The organism is Paracoccus sp. PARArs4, assembly GCF_947311865.1.
In the GTDB taxonomy this organism is placed as follows: domain Bacteria; phylum Pseudomonadota; class Alphaproteobacteria; order Rhodobacterales; family Rhodobacteraceae; genus Paracoccus; species Paracoccus zeaxanthinifaciens.
The window spans coordinates 13637-29855 of sequence record NZ_CAMZMW010000017.1 but is presented as its reverse complement, the minus strand read 5'-3'; the positions used below and the strand labels follow the sequence as shown (position 1 = coordinate 29855).

Below are 16219 nucleotides of genomic sequence, written 5' to 3'. Positions count from 1 at the left end.
CCCGGGAAGGCAGGGGTTTGGCAATGGCACAGGAAATCGCGGATCGCATACCGGTCGAGGCGCTGGACAAAGACGCCGCCCGTACCGAGATCGCCGAACTGTCGCAGCGGATGTCGGATGCCGACACCGCCTATCACCGCGACGATGCGCCGGTCATCGCGGATGCGAAATACGACGCGATCAAGGCGCGGCTTCTGGCGCTGGAACAGGCCTTCCCCGACCTTGTCCAAGCGGACAGCCCGACCGCGAAGGTCGGTGCCGCCCCCGCCGAGGGCTTTGGCAAGATCACCCATGCGCAGCGGATGATGTCGCTGTCGAACGGGTTCGACGACGCCGATGTTCAGGATTTCCTGGCCCGCGTCCGGAATTTCCTGGGGCTGAAGGCCGACGAACCGCTGGCCGTGACCGCCGAACCCAAGATCGACGGCCTCTCGCTGTCCCTGCGATACGAGGACGGCGAACTGATCCAGGCCGCCACGCGCGGCGACGGGGCGGTGGGCGAGAACGTGACCGCCAACGCCCGCACCATCGCCGACATTCCCCACCGGCTGGAGGGCGATGTCCCGTCCATCCTCGAGGTCCGCGGAGAGGTCTACATGACCCACGCCGATTTCGAGGCGTTGAACGCCTCGGGCGACGGGCGCGTCTTTGCCAACCCGCGCAATGCCGCTGCCGGTTCGCTGCGCCAGCTGGACCCCGCGATCACCGCGCGCCGTCCCCTGCGTTTCTTCGCCTATGCCTGGGGCGAGGTGTCCGCGCCGCTGGCCGACACGCAAATGGGCGCGGTCGAACGCCTTGCCGCGCTGGGCTTCCAGACGAATCCGCTGATGCAGCTTTGCGACGACGCGAAGGGCATGATCGCCACCTGGGCCGGGATCGAGCAGCAGCGTGCCACGCTGGGCTATGACATCGACGGCGTTGTCTACAAGGTGAACGATCTCGGCTATCAGGCGCGGCTGGGCTTCCGCTCGACGACCCCGCGCTGGGCGCTCGCGCACAAGTTCCCGGCCGAACTGGCATGGACGCGGCTGGACCGGATCGAGATCCAGGTCGGGCGGACCGGCGCGCTGTCGCCCGTCGCGCGGCTGGAGCCCGTGACTGTGGGCGGGGTCGTCGTCTCGAACGCGACGCTTCACAACGAGGATTACATCGCGGGCACCGACAATGCCGGCCAGCCGATCCGTGAGGGGCGCGATATCCGCGAGGGCGATTGGGTCCAGATCTATCGCGCGGGCGACGTGATCCCCAAGATCGCGGATGTGGACCTGTCGCGCAGGCCCGAGGACAGCGTGCCCTTCGCGTTCCCGACGCTGTGCCCCGAATGCGGCTCGGACGCGATCCGCGAGCCCGGCGACAGCGTCCGCCGCTGCACCGGCGGGATGATCTGCCCCGCCCAGGCGGTCGAGAAGCTGAAGCATTTCGTCGGCCGACAGGCCTTCGACATCGAGGGGCTGGGCGCCAAGCAGGTCGAGATGTTCTTCGCCGACACCACGCTGCCCATCCGCGAGCCCGCCGACATCTTCACGCTGGCCGAACGCGATGCGGCGAACCTTGCCAAGCTGAAGAACCGCGACGGCTTCGGCGCCCGCTCGGCCGAGAAGCTGTTCGCCGCGATCGAGGAGCGCCGCCGCATCCCGCTGGCCCGCTTGGTCTTCGCGCTTGGCATCCGCCATGTCGGAGAGGTCGCAGCCCAGACCCTCGCCCGTCATTTCGGGACCTGGGACGCGCTTCTGACCGCCATCGACGGCGCGGCGCAGGAACCCGCATTCGCCGCCACCGACGACAAGCTGCGCCGCGCCGCGCTGCCCGACAGTCCCCACTGGGCCGAACTGACGGGCATCGACGGGATCGGCGGGGTGCTGGTGAACTCGCTCGTGACGACCTTCGCGCAGCCCGCCGAACGGCGCGGCATCGACCGCCTGGTCGAACAGCTGGACATCCAGCCCGCCCAGGCCGCCAGCACGACGCAGACCGAGATCACCGGCAAGACGCTGGTCTTCACCGGCACGCTGGAACGCATGTCGCGTGCCGAAGCCAAAGCCAGGGCCGAGGCGATGGGCGCCAAGGTCGCGGGCAGCGTCAGCGCCAAGACCGACCTGCTGATCGCCGGGCCGGGCGCGGGATCGAAGGCCACCAAGGCCGCCGACCTGGGCGTCAAGGTCATCGACGAGGACGAATGGCTGCGCATCGCGGGGTCCGCATGACCGAGACGAAGGGCCGCCCTCCGGCGCTTTTCCCGCTGTTCGCGGGGATCGAGACGCTGCCGGGGATCGGCCCGAAGGGTCGCGCGGCGCTGGCGCAGATGGGCATCGAGCGTCCGCGCGACCTTGCGCTGACCCTGCCCACGGGCGGCATCGCGCGCCGCAGCCTGACGCGGATCGCCGATGCCCGCCCGCCCGAGATCGTGACGATCCCCGTCACCGTGCTGCGCCATCACCAGCCGACGGCCAAGGGGCGGCCCTGGCGAGTCCATTGCTCGGACGGCGAAGGCGATCTGACGCTGGTCTTCTTCCACCCCCGCGCCAAGTGGATCGAGGCGCAGCTGCCCGTCGGCGCGCGCCGCATCGTCAGCGGCAAGGTCGAGCTGTTCGACGCAAGCTGGCAGATGGTCCATCCCGACCACATCCTGCCCGAGGGCGACCCGCTGCCCCCCGCGTTCGAGCCGACCTATCCGCTGTCGGCGGGGCTGACGCAGCGCGTGATGGCCAAGGCCGCAAGCGCCGCGCTGGCGCTGCTGCCCCGTGCCGACGAATGGATCGACGCGCAGCTGATGCGCGATCGCGGCTGGCCCGGCTTTGCCGAGGCTCTGCACCAGGCCCATGCCCCCGAGGCGGCCCGCGCGCTGTCGCCCGACAGCCCCGCGCGGGCGCGGCTTGCCTATGACGAGCTGCTTGCCCACCAGATGACCCTTGCACTGGTTCGCCGCGAAAGGCGCCGGTTGCGGGGTCGCGCCAGTCCGGGCGACGGCCGCCTGCGCCAGCGCGTTCTGGACAGCCTGCCCTGGCCGCCCACGGGCGCGCAGTCCCGCGCCGTGACCGAGATCACCGCCGACATGGCCAGCGACCGCCGCATGAACCGCTTGCTGCAGGGCGATGTGGGCGCGGGCAAGACGCTGGTCGCCATGCTGTCCGCGCTTGCCGCGGTCGAGGCCGGGGGCCAGGCCGTGCTCATGGCCCCGACCGAGATCCTCGCCCGCCAGCATTTCCGCGCGTTGGAGCCTCTGGCGCAGGCCGCGGGCATCCGGCTGGCCGCGCTGACCGGTCGCGACAAGGGCGAGGGGCGTGCCCGGACCCTGGCCGATCTGGCCGATGGCGGCATCGACATCCTGGTCGGCACCCATGCCGTCTTTCAGAAGGACGTGCATTTCCACGATCTCCGCCTTGCGATCATCGACGAACAGCACCGCTTCGGCGTGGGCCAGCGGCTGGAACTGGCCGCCAAGGGCGAGGTGCCGCCCGACATGCTGATCATGACCGCGACGCCCATCCCGCGATCGCTGGCCCTGTCGCAATATGGCGATCTGGACCTGTCGGTGCTGGACGAGAAACCGCCGGGACGTCAGCCGATCACGACCGTCATGATCGGCGATCAGCGCATGGACGAGGTGGTCGAACGCCTGCGCCGTGCCTTGGCGCAGGGCGCGCGCGCCTATTGGGTCTGCCCGCTGGTCGATGAGAGCGAGGTCACCGACCTGACCGCCGCCGAGGCGCGGTTCACCGCGCTGCGTGCGCAGTTCGGCGAGATGGTGCGCATGGTCCACGGCCAGATGCCCGCCGATCAGCGCGACGCCGCCATGTCGGATTTCGCCAGCGGTCGCGCGCAGCTTCTGGTCGCCACCACCGTGATCGAGGTCGGCGTCGATGTCCCCGAGGCCACGATCATGGTCATCGAACGCGCCGAGAGCTTCGGTCTTGCCCAGTTGCACCAGCTGCGCGGGCGCGTCGGGCGCGGGGCAGGGGCCTCGACCTGCCTGCTGATGTATCACGCCCCCCTGAACGAGACCGGGCAGCGGCGCCTGACGACGCTGCGCGACACCGAGGACGGCTTCCGCATCGCCGAGGTCGACCTGGAGATGCGCGGCGCGGGCGATGTTATCGGAACCGCGCAATCGGGCCTTCCGCGCTTTCGCATCGCGGACCTGGAACACCAGGCCCCGCTGATGGCCGTCGCCCGCCAGGATGCCCGCGCGCTGCTGGAGATCGATCCCCAGCTGGAGGGTGAACGGGGCCGCGCGATCCGCATGCTGATGTGGCTGATGGAGCAGGATCGCGCGATTCGGATGATCCAGATCGGCTGACAAGCACGAATGTTCTTAAAAAGTTCTTTACCGAATCGTTCCCATATGAGAACAAAGCGGCAACAGAGAGGAGTTGCTGCCCATGACCCGCGAATTCGTCTGTGATGTGATCGGTATCGCCGCGCTGACCGCCACCACGCTGGTGGTCCTTTACCTGCCGGTGATCCTGCAAGCCTGAGATCTGCCCCGCGTCGCTGATACGGTGCCCACGCCTGTGCACCGCCTCTGTCCAAGCACGCGCAACTGGACCGGTCCTGGCAGGGACCGGTCCTTTTTTCTTCCGCGATTTTCGGAGGGTTCAGGCCGCGGCCTTGTCCATCGCCTCCAGCGTGGCATCCCATGCCAGCAGGATCGAGGCGTGGCGGTTCGGATATTCCCGTGCGGGCAGCAGGGCCTCAAGCTCGGCGAAGGGGCCGTCGGGGGCCGGCCCGTCCTGCTTCAGCATCGCCGACAGCCGGTCGCGCGCATCCGCGATCGTCGCGCGGTCCATCCCGATCACCGCGGATCCCAGAACGGAGGCTGAGGCCTGGCCCAGGGCGCAGGCGCGCACCTCCTGGCCGAAGCGTGCGATGCGCCCGTCCTGCAGGCCCAGATGCACCGTCACCGACGATCCGCAATGCGGCGAACGGCGCATCGCGCTGGCATCGGGGGCCTCGATCGTGCCCAGATGCGGGATCGTCGTGGTCAGCGCCAGGATGCGACGAGAGTAGAGCTGCATGAGGTCGGCTTCGGCCATGGATCGATCCTTGCGGTATTCCCGGTGCCGGGGCTTTCGCGCCCGGTCCTGGGGTTCTAGATAGGAACGCGGATTGCGAAAGGAAACCCGATGTTCGACCCCGCCGGCCTGAAATACGACACGAACGGTCTGATCCCCGCCATCGCGCAGGATGCGACCACCGGCGAGGTGCTGATGATGGCGTGGATGAATGCCGAGGCCGTCGCCCGGACGCTGGAAACCGGTCGCGTGACCTATTGGTCGCGGTCGCGCCAGTCCTTCTGGATCAAGGGCGAAAGCTCGGGGAACGTGCAGGAGCTGGTGGATTTCCGCGTCGATTGCGATGCCGACTGCCTGCTGGTCATGGTGAACCAGACCGGCCCCGCCTGCCATACGAACCGCCGCAGCTGCTTCTATACCGCCATCCGCGACGGCGAACCGGTCGAGCTGATGCAGCCGATGGCCTAGAGCCCGACCATCCGCAGGATGTCCTGCGGTTCCGCGCCCTGATCCCGGAAGGCACGGATCGCGCGGGCATCGTCGCGCTTGGCCAGCCTGCGCCCCTCGTGGTCGCGGATCAGCCGGTGGTGCAGATAGTCCGGAACCGGCAGGTCCAGAAGGCGCTGCAGCAGCACGTGGATGAAGGTCGAATCGAACAGGTCGCGCCCCCGCGTCACCAGCGTGACGCCCTGCGCCGCGTCATCCACGACCACCGCCAGGTGATAGGACGTGCCCATGCCCCGGCGCGACAGGATCACGTCGCCGATATCCGACAGGAACTGCGCGCGGGTCATGACGTGATCCTGCCCGCCGTCGCGAAACCCGATGCGGCCGGTCGCCAGCGCGTCGAAGGCGCGCGCGACGTCCAGCCGGATCACGTCGTCGGGGGCAGCCTCGCGCATGTCGCGCCCGCGGCACGTCCCGGGATAGATCAGCCCGTCCGGCCCCGCGGGCAGCGCGCCCTCTTGCGGGGCGGACATCGCGGCGCGGATGTCGCCGCGACGGCAGCGGCAGGGATAGGTCAGGTCCGCCAGCCGCGTCAGCGCGTCCATGTATGCGGGCATCCGGTCCGACTGGCGCAGGACGGGGCTTTCCCATTCCAGCCCCAGCCAGGACAGGTCCTGCAGGATCGCGGCCTCGTATTCCGGGCGGCAGCGGTCGCGGTCGATATCCTCGATCCGCAGAAGGAATCGCGCCCCGGCCCTTGCCGCGACGATCGCGGAAAAGGCGTGCCCAAGGTGCAGAAGCCCCGTGGGCGAGGGCGCGAAGCGGGTTACTGTGCCGCCAGCCATGCCTGGAAATCGTCCTTGGCGCGCTGCGTATAGGCCGGATAGCGGTCCTTGCGGCCGCGCCGTCCGCCGCGCATTTCCGGCAGGGGCGGGAACAGGCCGAAATTCACGTTCATCGGCTGGAAGGTCTTGGCCTCGGCTCCGCCGGTGATGTGATTGACCAGCGCGCCCATCGCGGTGGTGAAGGGCGGCGGACCCAGGTCGCGGCCAAGCGCCTGCGCGGCGGCCATGCGCCCCGCCAGAAGCCCCATGGCCGAGCTTTCGACATAGCCCTCGACGCCCGTCACCTGGCCCGCGAAGCGCAGGTTCGGCCGCAGGCGCAGGCGCATGCGGTCGTCCAGCAGCGTGGGCGAGTTCAGGAAGCTGTTGCGGTGGATGCCGCCCAGCCGCGCAAAGCCCGCATCCTGCAGGCCGGGGATCATGCGGAACACCTCGGTCTGGGCGCCGTATTTCATCTTCGTCTGGAAGCCGACGATATTGTACAGCGTGCCCAGGGCGTTGTCGCGGCGCAGCTGCACGACGGCATAGGCCTTCTCCTCGGGCTTGTGGGCGTTGGTCAGGCCGACGGGCTTCATCGGGCCGTGGCGCAGGGTCTCGCGGCCGCGCTCGGCCATGACCTCGATCGGCAGGCAGCCGTCGAAATAGCCGGCGGTCTCGCCCTCGTGGAACTCGGTCTTGTCGGCGGCCAGAAGCGCGTCGATGAAGGCCTCGTACTGCTCCTTGTTCATGGGGCAGTTGATATAGGCCTTCTGCTCGGCCTCGGTCTCGCCCTTGTCATAGCGGCTCTGTTCCCAGGCCACCGACATGTCGATCGTGTCGGCATGGACGATGGGGGCGATCGCGTCGAAGAAGGGCAGCGCGTCGGCGCCGGTCACGTCGCGGATCGCATCGGCCAGCCCGTCCGAGGTCAGCGGACCGGTCGCCACGATCCAGTTGCCGTCCTGCGGCAGGTCCGTGATCTCGGCGTCGCGGATCTCGATCAGGGGTTCGGCCCGCAGCGCCTCGGTCACGGCGGCAGAGAACGCATCGCGGTCCACGGCCAGCGCGCCGCCCGCGGGCAGGCGGTGGCGGTCGGCCATTGACATGATCAGGCCGCCAGCGGCCCGCATTTCCCAGTGCAGCAGGCCCACGGCGTTCATCACGTCGTCATCGGAACGGAAGCTGTTCGAGCAGACCATCTCGGCGCAATCGCCGGTGCGATGCGCGAAGGTGCCCTTGGAGGGGCGCATCTCGTGCAGGATGACGGGAACGCCCGCGCGGGCGATCTGCCAGGCGGCCTCGGACCCGGCCAGTCCGGCGCCGATGATGTTGACGGGTTCCATGCGGGCCTCCGAATGCTGCGGATGGGGCAGCAGCTAGCAATCCGCGGCCCCGAATGAAAGAGGCGGCGCCCGTTGGGGCACCGCCTGCGACGATTTGGGTGCATGCCCGATGGGGCAGGCGATCAGCCTTCGGCTGCTTCCTCGGCCTCTTCGCCTTCCGCCTCGGCCTCGTCCGAACGCAGGGCGGACGGAGCGGCGATGTTGGCGATGACGAAGTTGCGGTCGATGGTCGGCTTGGCGCCTGCGGGCAGCTTCACATCGTTGATGTGGATGCTGTCGCCGACTTCCAGGCCGGCCAGATCGACGACGATCTGCTCGGGGATGTCACCGGCGGTGACGATCAGCTCGACCTCGTTGCGGACGTGGACGATCGTGCCGCCCTTGCGCAGACCCGGGCAGTTGTCCTCGTTCTCGAAGACGACCGGGATGAACAGGTTCACCTTCGAGGTGCGGCGCAGACGCATGAAGTCGATGTGGATCGGCAGATCCTTCACGACATCGCGCTGGACGCCACGGCAGATGACGCGGACGTCGTCCTGGCCTTCGACCTTGAGGTTGAACAGGGTCGCCATGAAGCGGCCTGCACGCAGCTTGGTCAGCAGCTTGTTGAAGTCGAACTGGATCGCAACGGGTTCCTTGTTGTCCCCATAGACGATGCCTGGCACCTTGCCTGCACGGCGAGCTTGGCGGGCGGCCCCCTTGCCCGTCCCCGCGCGAGGCTCGGCCACCAGATCCGGGATCTCTTTGGCCATATCTCTAATCCTTACATTTGTTGACGGCGCCATCCTCCAAGGGTGCATGGCGACCAAGCGGTGCCCTTAACGCAAACCCGATTGCATGTGAAGCCGGAAAAGCACATTCCCGCGCGCAAGGATGGCAGCGCTTGGCCCCTCGCGGCGGTTCGGTCATATTGCGCGGACGAATCCGCATCAGGCGGGCGAAGCATTGAGGCGGAACTTGAGGCAGGCAACGACTCGCCATGCGGCGACGGACTGGATGCGTCTTGCGATGGCGGCATTCGTCGTCATCGGACATTCGGGCGCGGCGCGTGATACCATCGGCATGGCGGACCTTGCCGCCGGCAATACGCTGCTGCGGGTGGCGGTGCCGGTCTTCACGTTGATCGCGGGGTTCTATGCGGAATCCATGCTGCGGCGTGGCGACCTGTCGAAATGGTCGGGCAGGCTGCTGGCGCAATACGGCGGCTGGTCGCTGATCTATCTGGTGTTCCTTGCGACCTACTTCCTCAACCGTTCGGGGGTACGCACGTTCGAGGAGCTGGTGCTTGGCTTCATGCATCTGTGGTTCCTGATGGGCCTTGCCCTGGCCGGGATGATGCTGGCCTTCTTCCGCCGGTTCGGTCCCTTTGGGGTGGCCGCGTCCGCGATCGGCTTTGCCGGGGCAGGGTTCTTCATTCAGCATGCGCGCATGGCATGGGGGATGGAACTGGACCTCGAACTGTATCGCAACGGCCCGTTCTACCTCTATCCCTATCTGGCCATAGGCTGGCTGCTGGCCAGGGTTCCGGCAGAACGGCTGCCATCGACGCCGGTGCTGGGGATCGCCTTCGGGGTCGGTATGGCGCTTGCGATGTATCAGAGCGGGTACTGGCTGCAGCGCCTGGGCGAGGATCCGCTTCTGGAGATGCCGTACGGCCATCTGCTGATGTGTCCGGCGCTGTTTCTGCTGGTGCTGAGGCTGCCGCTGCCCGAGACCCGGCTGCCGCTTGGTCGCGCGGCGGCCGGGATTTATGTCATGCATGTGCTGGTGCTTCAGGGGCTGCCCTGGATCGGTATCGATACGGCGTGGATCCGCGCGGTGATCGCCTTTGCCGTGCCCTTCATGATCGTGGCGGTCACGGTGTCGCTCAGCGCGCGGATGCCGTTCCTGTCGCGGCTGTTCTAGGCGACGGGGTATTCCGACAGGAAGTCGCGCGGGATCAGCATGTTGTGGCGGCCCACATCGTCGATCCGGCGTTCGCCGCACAGCGCCATCGTGGTGTCCAGCTCGGCCCGGATGATCTCGAGCGCGCGGGTCACGCCCTGTTCGCCCATCGCGCCCAGCCCGTGCAGCCAGGCCCGCCCGATCCAGGTCGAATGGGCGCCCATCGCCAGCGCCTTCAGTACGTCCTGACCCGAGCGGATGCCGCTGTCCATGTGCACCTCGACCCGGTCGCCCACGGCATCCACGATATGCGGCAGCATCCGGATCGAGGACATCGCCCCGTCCAGCTGGCGTCCGCCATGGTTGCTGACGACGATCGCATCCGCGCCGAAATCCGCCGCGATCCGCGCATCCTCGGGGTCGAGGATGCCCTTCAGGATCAGCTTGCCGCCCCACATGTCGCGGATCGCCGCGATCTTGTCCCAGTCCAGCCTCTCGTCGAACTGCTCGGCCGTCCAGCTGGACAGGGAACTGGTGTCGCCGACCCCCTTGGCGTGGCCCACGATATTGCCGAAGAAGCGGCGCTTGGTGCGCATCATGCCCATGCCCCACCGCCAGCGGGTCGCAAGGTCCAGCATCGTGGGCAGGGTGAACTTGGGCGGGGCCGACAGCCCGTTCTTCAGGTCCTTGTGCCGCTGGCCCAGGATCTGCAGGTCCAGCGTCAGGACCAGCGCGCTGCAATTCGCGGCCTTGGCGCGGTCGATGATGGCGGCCAGGAATTCCTGGTCCTTCATCACGTACAGCTGGAACATGAAGGGCTGCGAGACATTCTGCGCCACATCCTCGATCGAGCAGATCGACATGGTGGACAGGCAGAAGGGCACGCCGAACTTCTCGGCGGCGCGGGCGGCGTGGATCTCTCCGTCGGCATGCTGCATGCCGGTCAGGCCCACGGGGGCCAGCGCCACCGGCATGGTCGAGGGCAGGCCCACGATGTCGCGCGCGACGCTGCGGTCCGACATGTCCACGGCGACCTTCTGGCGCAGCTTCAGCTGGGCGAAGTCGGTCGTGTTCTCGCGGAAGGTCTGCTCGGAATAGCTGCCCGATTCGGCATAGTCGTAGAACATCTTCGGCGTCCGCGCCTTGTGCAGGCGCTTCAGGTCCTCGATGCAGGTGGTGACTGGCACGGTTTCTCCCCCCTCAGGTATCCGGTCTGGTCAGTTGGCGGCGCGGGCCCTGATGTCGTCCTCGACCACGGGGCCGCGCAGGGCATCCGCCCTTGCCCGCAGGGCCGCCGCGCGTGCCTCGGCCCCTGCCTCGACCTGTTCGGGCGCTGCGGCCACGGGTTCGGCATGGGCGGGCAGATCGGGTTCGGCCAGGATCTGGTCGGTCGGCAGAAGTTGGGGGAAATCCCCCCCTTCGGAACAGGCGGCCAGCAGCAGAAGCAGGGCGGGTGCGTATCTCATGGGCGGCACGTTACGCGCGGGTGCGGCGCAGGGCAACGGCTTCCAATCCGCGCCCAAGCGGCGATAGGATGGGGCATGGCACGCACCCAGGGATCCCGCGCGGAAATCACCGGACCGCTTCTTCGCGAAACCGCACGCAGGTTGTTCGCGCGGCAGGGCTATGCGGCAGTGTCGATGCGCCAGATCGCGGCTGCGGTCGGGGTGCAGGCGGGCGCGCTCTATGCCTATACGCCCGACAAGCAGGCGCTGCTGTTCGACCTGCTGGAAAGCCACATGCAGGATCTGCTGGCGGCGTGGCAGGACGATCCGGCCCAGCCCGCGCTGCAGCGGCTGGAACGCTTCGTGCGCTTCCATATCGGCTTCAGCATCGACCATCCCGACGCGGTGTTCCTGTCCTACATGGAGCTGCGCAACCTCTCGCCCGAGAACTTCGCCCGCATCGCGGAACTGCGCGGCCGCTACGAGGCTGCGCTGCAGGCGATCCTGCATGACGGCCAGGCCGCGGGCAGCATGCGGTTCCAGGACCTGCGGCTGGCCACGCTGGCGCTGATCGCGATGCTGACCGGGGTCGCGAACTGGTACCGCGAGGGGGGGCGTCTTGATCGCGACCGGATCGGCGACATCTATTGGGGGCTTGCGCAAGGTGCCGTCGGCGCGCAATAGCCACAGCTTCCCAGACCCCTTCCTGCCCGCTTGCCGCAAGCCGGGCGATCACGGATAATCGCGCCCATGTCCCTTCCGCCCGGTTTCCTCGACGAGATTCGCAACCGCGTCCCGATCAGTCGCGTGATCGGCAAGAAGGTGACGTGGGACCTGCGCAAGTCGAACCAGGGCAAGGGCGACTGGTGGGCGCCATGCCCGTTCCACCAAGAAAAATCGGCCAGCTTCCACTGCGACGACCAGAAGGGCTTCTATTACTGCTTCGGCTGCCAGGCCAAGGGCGACGCCTTCACCTTCCTGCGCGAACATGACGGGATGGAATTCATGGAGGCGGTCAAGCTGCTGGCCGCCGATGCGGGTCTGTCCATGCCCGAACCCGACCCCCGCGCCCGCGAACGCACCGACAGGAAGGCATCCCTGTTCGAGGTGACCGAGGCCGCCTGCCGCTGGTTCCGCCTGCAGCTGCAGACCGGGGCTGCGGCGGATGCCCGCGATTACCTGGACCGGCGCGGGTTGGACGCCCCCGCGATCGAGAAGTTCGAGATCGGCTTCGCCCCCGACAACCGCACCGCGCTGACCCGCGCACTGATGGACAAGGGCATCGACGAGGCCCGCATCATCGAGGCCGGGATCGCCGCGCGACCCGACGGGGGCGGTGCGCCCTATGATCGATTCCGCGGGCGCATCGTCTTTCCGATCCGCGACGGGCAGGGCCGCTGCATCGGCTTCGGCGGGCGGGCGATGGACCCGAACGCGCGGGCGAAATACCTCAACAGCCCGGAAACGCCGCTCTTCGACAAGGGGCGCAACCTCTACAATCTCGGACCGGCTCGGGCGGCGGTGTCCAAGGGGCAGCGCCTGATCGTGGCCGAGGGCTACATGGACGTGATCGCCCTGTCGCGGGCAGGGTTCGAAGGCGCGGTCGCCCCCCTGGGCACTGCCATCACCGAGGAACAGCTGCGCCTGATGTGGCGCGTCGCCCCCGAACCCGTGATCGCGCTGGACGGCGATGCGGCGGGTCAGCGGGCGGCGCAGAGGCTGATCGACCTCGCGCTGCCGCTGACGGGACCGGGGCAGGCGCTGCGCTTCGTGATGCTGCCCGCGGGTCAGGATCCCGACGACCTGATCAAGTCCGCCGGCCCCGGCGCGATGTCGGCCCTGCTGGACCAGGCCCGCCCGCTGGTCGACCTGCTCTGGAGCCGCGAGACCCAAGGACAGGTCTTCGACAGCCCTGAACGCCGCGCGGCCCTGGAACGCCGCCTGTCCGAGGCCACGGGCCGCATCCCCGACGAATTGACGCGGCGCCATTACGACGAGGAACTGCGCCGCAAGCGGTGGGACCTGTTCGGCGGCAACCGTCGCCAGTCCGGCAATCGCGACGGCTGGCGGCCGGGCGGGGCAGGGCGCAGCCCGGCCCGGCGCGGAGGGGCCTCGATGGCCCCGCGCGTGCCGATCCTGCCCGCCAGCTTCGCGGTCCCCGAACGCGGCGAGGATGTCCTTGAAGGTGCGGCCCTGCTGATCTGCGCGCTGCGCCCGGGGTTGGTCGCGCAGGCGGAACCGCGTCTCGAACGCCTGCTGCCGCGCGATGCGGATCGCGCAGCGCTGCTGCACGACCTGCTGACGGGGGGCGATGGCGCGCCCGGTCGCGCGGCCCTTGAAAGCCTGCGCCGGGACGCCCATCTGGGCCTGACCCCGACCGTGATCGAACAGCAGGAGGATGAGGCCGCCGCCGCCATCTTGGCGAATTTGCTGGACCGCCTTGAGGCCTTGCGCGCCACCAGCCACGAACTCGCCCGCGCCGAGGCCGAGATCCAGGGCGAGGTGGACGAGGGACTGACCTGGCGCATCAGCCAGATCGCCCGCGCAAGGCACCGCGCCGAACGCCCCGACATGGAAACGACCAGCGACCTCAACGAGGATCGCGACGCCCTTTCGAACGAACTGCAACGCTTCCTCAGTGCCGAGATCTGGCGCAAGCCGCCCCGCCGCTGAGCATCGCGAATCGCAGTTCCGAATCACCGCTGCGGCCGCTCTTTGATTCGGCCGCGGATCGCGCTAGAAACGATACGATTTTGCGACGATTCGGCATCGGCTGCGAATCGCTTGCCAAGACCGCGCCGAGAAGGAGCCCTGGATGGCCGCCAAGGACGACGATCACGACAAGACCGACAAGGACGACAACGCCCATTCGCTCGACATGAGCCAGGCGGCGGTCAAGAAGATGATCACCGAAGCGCGCGAGCGCGGGTACATCACCTATGACCAGCTGAACCAGGTCCTGCCGCCCGAACAGGTCAGCAGCGAGCAGATCGAGGACGTGATGTCGATGCTGTCCGAAATGGGCATCAACGTCATCGAGGAAGAGGAAGGCGCCGAGGAGAGCGAGGGCGGTGCCGTCGTCGCCGCGGGCTCCGGCTCTCGCGAGGTCGCCGTCGCCGCCACCGAGACCGAGAAGCTGGACCGTACCGACGATCCCGTCCGCATGTACCTGCGCGAGATGGGCAGCGTCGAGCTGCTCTCGCGCGAGGGCGAGATCGCCATCGCCAAGCGGATCGAGGCCGGTCGCAACACGATGATCGCGGGCCTGTGCGAAAGCCCGCTGACCTTCAAGGCCATCACCCTGTGGCGCGACGAGCTTCTGGACGAAGAGATCCTGCTGCGCGACGTGATCGACCTGGAGACGACCTTCGGTCAGTCGATGGAAGGCGATGACGGCGACGACGAGGAAGAGCTGGCCCCCCAGGCCGAGCAGCCCGCCGCCGCCCAGTCGGGCCAGCAGCAGACCGCCAAGCGCGAGGAATACGACGCCGACGGCAACCCGCTGCGCAACGACGACGAGGAAGAGGACGAGGAAGGCGCGAACCTGTCGCTGGCCGCGATGGAGGCCAGCCTGAAGCCGCGCGTCCTGGAGACGCTGGAACATATCGCGCTGTTCTACGAACGCCTGTCCGACATGCAGGACCAGCGGATGTCCGCGACCCTGAACGAGGATGACAGCTTCTCGGCCAGCGCCGAGAGCGACTATCAGAAGCTGCGTTCGGAAATCGTCGTCCTGGTGAACTCGCTCCACCTGAACAACAGCCGGATCGAGGCGCTGGTCGACCAGCTCTATGGCATCAACCGCCGTATCGTGACGATCGATTCGGGCATGGTGAAGCTGGCCGACGCGGCCCGCATCAACCGTCGCGAATTCATCGACGCCTATCGCGGGTCCGAACTGGACCCGACCTGGATGGACCGCATGGGCGCCCAGGCCGGTCGCGGCTGGAAGGCGCTGTTCGAACGTTCCAGCGAACAGGTCGAGAAGCTGCGCAACGACATGGCCGAGGTCGGCCAGTATGTCGGCGTCGACATCGAGGAATTCCGCCGCATCGTCAGCCAGGTGCAGCGCGGCGAGAAGGAGGCCCGCCAGGCCAAGAAGGAGATGGTCGAGGCCAACCTGCGCCTCGTGATCTCGATCGCCAAGAAGTACACGAACCGCGGTCTGCAGTTCCTGGACCTGATCCAGGAAGGCAATATCGGCCTGATGAAGGCCGTGGACAAGTTCGAGTATCGTCGCGGCTACAAGTTCTCGACCTATGCGACCTGGTGGATCCGCCAGGCGATCACGCGGTCCATCGCGGACCAGGCGCGGACCATCCGCATCCCGGTCCACATGATCGAGACGATCAACAAGCTGGTCCGCACCGGTCGCCAGATGCTCCACGAGATCGGCCGCGAGCCGACGCCCGAGGAACTGGCCGAGAAGCTGCAGATGCCGCTGGAGAAGGTTCGCAAGGTGATGAAGATCGCCAAGGAGCCGATCAGCCTCGAAACCCCGATCGGGGACGAGGAAGACAGCCAGCTGGGCGATTTCATCGAGGACAAGAACGCCGTCCTGCCGCTGGACAGCGCGATCCAGGAGAACCTCAAGGAAACGACCACGCGCGTCCTGGCCAGCCTGACCCCGCGCGAGGAACGCGTCCTGCGCATGCGCTTCGGCATCGGCATGAACACCGACCACACCCTGGAAGAGGTCGGCCAGCAGTTCAGCGTCACCCGCGAACGGATCCGCCAGATCGAAGCCAAGGCCCTGCGCAAGCTGAAGCATCCCTCCAGAAGCAGAAAGCTGCGGTCCTTCCTTGACCAGTGACGGTGGGCATACGGAAGGGCTAGGTTTCATCCTCTATCGCAGTGCGGCGGCACCAGACCTCGGGTCCGAGGATCTGAAGCGGATCCTGGCCGTCGCCCGACAGCGCAACGAGGAACACGGCCTGACCGGCTGCCTGCATCACGAGGACGGGATGTTCTTCCAATGGCTGGAGGGGCCGACGGCCCCCCTGGCCGAGGTGGTCGCGATGATCCGGGCCGACCGGCGCCACGAGGCGCTGGCCGTCCTGGATCAGGGCCCCATCGCGCAGCGCCGGTTCCACGACTGGCGCATGCGCTTTTCCGACCGCGACAGCGGATCGCTGATGGACTGGATCGCCGGCATGGGCGGTTCGACCTTCGACCGCGGCGCATATGCCGGCGGTGTCACCTCGTTCCTGCAGTCCCTGTCCGCCTGAGCGGGCCTTGCGCGGGCAGCACGAAATGTGAACACTCGG

The 16219-nt window shown here is 67.8% G+C and carries 14 protein-coding genes; 8 read left to right on the top strand and 6 right to left on the bottom strand.

The window, feature by feature from the left end:
• Positions 1-23 precede the first annotated feature (23 nt).
• Positions 24-2204 carry an NAD-dependent DNA ligase LigA gene (ligA, locus tag QMZ16_RS13310; protein ID WP_282603638.1) on the top strand — a complete coding sequence of 727 codons (2181 nt, stop codon included), beginning with the start codon at positions 24-26 and terminating at the stop codon, positions 2202-2204.
• Positions 2177-4297 carry an ATP-dependent DNA helicase RecG gene (gene recG, locus QMZ16_RS13305; protein WP_282603637.1) on the top strand — a complete coding sequence of 707 codons (2121 nt, stop codon included), beginning with the start codon at positions 2177-2179 and terminating at the stop codon, positions 4295-4297. Before ligA ends, recG begins: the two co-directional genes overlap by 28 nt.
• 298 nt (positions 4298-4595) lie before the next feature.
• On the opposite strand, the gene QMZ16_RS13300 is transcribed toward recG, so the two are convergent.
• On the bottom strand, positions 4596-5033 hold the full coding sequence (locus tag QMZ16_RS13300; RefSeq protein WP_282603636.1) for an iron-sulfur cluster assembly scaffold protein: 438 nt from the start codon (positions 5031-5033) through the stop codon (positions 4596-4598).
• 90 nt (positions 5034-5123) lie between these two features.
• On the opposite strand from QMZ16_RS13300, the gene hisI reads away from it, so the two are divergent.
• Entirely contained in the window at positions 5124-5480 is a 357-nt protein-coding gene (gene hisI / locus QMZ16_RS13295) for a phosphoribosyl-AMP cyclohydrolase (RefSeq protein WP_022708268.1), read from the top strand.
• Here hisI and gluQRS read toward each other — a convergent pair.
• From gluQRS to QMZ16_RS13280, 3 genes are all read right to left on the bottom strand, one after another.
• Positions 5477-6304, bottom strand: coding sequence for a tRNA glutamyl-Q(34) synthetase GluQRS (gluQRS, locus tag QMZ16_RS13290; RefSeq protein ID WP_282603635.1), 828 nt, complete (start codon positions 6302-6304; stop codon positions 5477-5479). The two genes, hisI and gluQRS, sit on opposite strands and share 4 nt — an antisense overlap.
• Entirely contained in the window at positions 6286-7623 is a 1338-nt protein-coding gene (gene trmFO / locus QMZ16_RS13285) for a methylenetetrahydrofolate--tRNA-(uracil(54)-C(5))-methyltransferase (FADH(2)-oxidizing) TrmFO (protein WP_282603634.1), read from the bottom strand. The genes gluQRS and trmFO overlap by 19 nt, the downstream gene beginning before the upstream one ends.
• Before the next feature lie 122 nt (positions 7624-7745).
• The gene (locus QMZ16_RS13280; RefSeq protein WP_282603633.1) at positions 7746-8375 is read right to left on the bottom strand and encodes a 50S ribosomal protein L25/general stress protein Ctc; all 630 of its coding nucleotides are present in this window, start codon (positions 8373-8375) and stop codon (positions 7746-7748) included.
• 244 nt (positions 8376-8619) lie between these two features.
• Between QMZ16_RS13280 and QMZ16_RS13275 the strand changes: the two genes are divergently transcribed.
• Positions 8620-9528, top strand: a complete 909-nt coding sequence (locus QMZ16_RS13275; RefSeq protein WP_282603632.1) for an acyltransferase family protein — start codon at positions 8620-8622, stop codon at positions 9526-9528.
• On the opposite strand, the gene QMZ16_RS13270 is transcribed toward QMZ16_RS13275, so the two are convergent.
• Both QMZ16_RS13270 and QMZ16_RS13265 read right to left on the bottom strand, forming a co-directional pair.
• Complete coding sequence (locus QMZ16_RS13270; RefSeq protein WP_022708273.1) at positions 9525-10694, bottom strand: alpha-hydroxy acid oxidase; 1170 nt, start codon at positions 10692-10694, stop codon at positions 9525-9527. The genes QMZ16_RS13275 and QMZ16_RS13270 overlap by 4 nt on opposite strands.
• Before the next feature lie 30 nt (positions 10695-10724).
• A complete protein-coding gene (locus QMZ16_RS13265; RefSeq protein WP_282603631.1) occupies positions 10725-10973 on the bottom strand; it encodes a hypothetical protein in 249 nt (82 codons plus the stop codon).
• A 75-nt stretch (positions 10974-11048) separates the two neighbouring features.
• Between QMZ16_RS13265 and QMZ16_RS13260 the strand changes: the two genes are divergently transcribed.
• The 4 genes from QMZ16_RS13260 to QMZ16_RS13245 all read left to right on the top strand — a co-directional run bounded on the left by QMZ16_RS13260 (position 11049) and on the right by QMZ16_RS13245 (position 16180).
• A complete protein-coding gene (locus QMZ16_RS13260; RefSeq protein WP_282603630.1) occupies positions 11049-11636 on the top strand; it encodes a TetR/AcrR family transcriptional regulator in 588 nt (195 codons plus the stop codon).
• A gap of 66 nt (positions 11637-11702) precedes the next feature.
• Positions 11703-13625 carry a DNA primase gene (gene dnaG, locus QMZ16_RS13255; RefSeq protein ID WP_282603629.1) on the top strand — a complete coding sequence of 641 codons (1923 nt, stop codon included), beginning with the start codon at positions 11703-11705 and terminating at the stop codon, positions 13623-13625.
• Between the two features lie 142 nt (positions 13626-13767).
• The gene (rpoD, locus tag QMZ16_RS13250) at positions 13768-15765 is read left to right on the top strand and encodes an RNA polymerase sigma factor RpoD (protein ID WP_282603628.1); all 1998 of its coding nucleotides are present in this window, start codon (positions 13768-13770) and stop codon (positions 15763-15765) included.
• Complete coding sequence (locus QMZ16_RS13245; RefSeq protein WP_282603627.1) at positions 15755-16180, top strand: BLUF domain-containing protein; 426 nt, start codon at positions 15755-15757, stop codon at positions 16178-16180. The genes rpoD and QMZ16_RS13245 overlap by 11 nt, the downstream gene beginning before the upstream one ends.
• The last annotated feature ends 39 nt before the right edge of the window (positions 16181-16219 follow it).

Bases quoted from the DNA above. Each gene is read 5' to 3' on its own strand.
- ligA (WP_282603638.1), top strand. From the start codon at position 24: ATGGCACAGGAAATCGCGGATCGCATACCGGTCGAGGCGCTGGACAAA.
- recG (WP_282603637.1), top strand. From the start codon at position 2,177: ATGGCTGCGCATCGCGGGGTCCGCATGACCGAGACGAAGGGCCGCCCT.
- QMZ16_RS13300 (WP_282603636.1), bottom strand. From the start codon at position 5,033: ATGGCCGAAGCCGACCTCATGCAGCTCTACTCTCGTCGCATCCTGGCG.
- hisI (WP_022708268.1), top strand. From the start codon at position 5,124: ATGTTCGACCCCGCCGGCCTGAAATACGACACGAACGGTCTGATCCCC.
- gluQRS (WP_282603635.1), bottom strand. From the start codon at position 6,304: ATGGCTGGCGGCACAGTAACCCGCTTCGCGCCCTCGCCCACGGGGCTT.
- trmFO (WP_282603634.1), bottom strand. From the start codon at position 7,623: ATGGAACCCGTCAACATCATCGGCGCCGGACTGGCCGGGTCCGAGGCC.
- QMZ16_RS13280 (WP_282603633.1), bottom strand. From the start codon at position 8,375: ATGGCCAAAGAGATCCCGGATCTGGTGGCCGAGCCTCGCGCGGGGACG.
- QMZ16_RS13275 (WP_282603632.1), top strand. From the start codon at position 8,620: ATGCGTCTTGCGATGGCGGCATTCGTCGTCATCGGACATTCGGGCGCG.
- QMZ16_RS13265 (WP_282603631.1), bottom strand. From the start codon at position 10,973: ATGAGATACGCACCCGCCCTGCTTCTGCTGCTGGCCGCCTGTTCCGAA.
- QMZ16_RS13260 (WP_282603630.1), top strand. From the start codon at position 11,049: ATGGCACGCACCCAGGGATCCCGCGCGGAAATCACCGGACCGCTTCTT.
- dnaG (WP_282603629.1), top strand. From the start codon at position 11,703: ATGTCCCTTCCGCCCGGTTTCCTCGACGAGATTCGCAACCGCGTCCCG.
- rpoD (WP_282603628.1), top strand. From the start codon at position 13,768: ATGGCCGCCAAGGACGACGATCACGACAAGACCGACAAGGACGACAAC.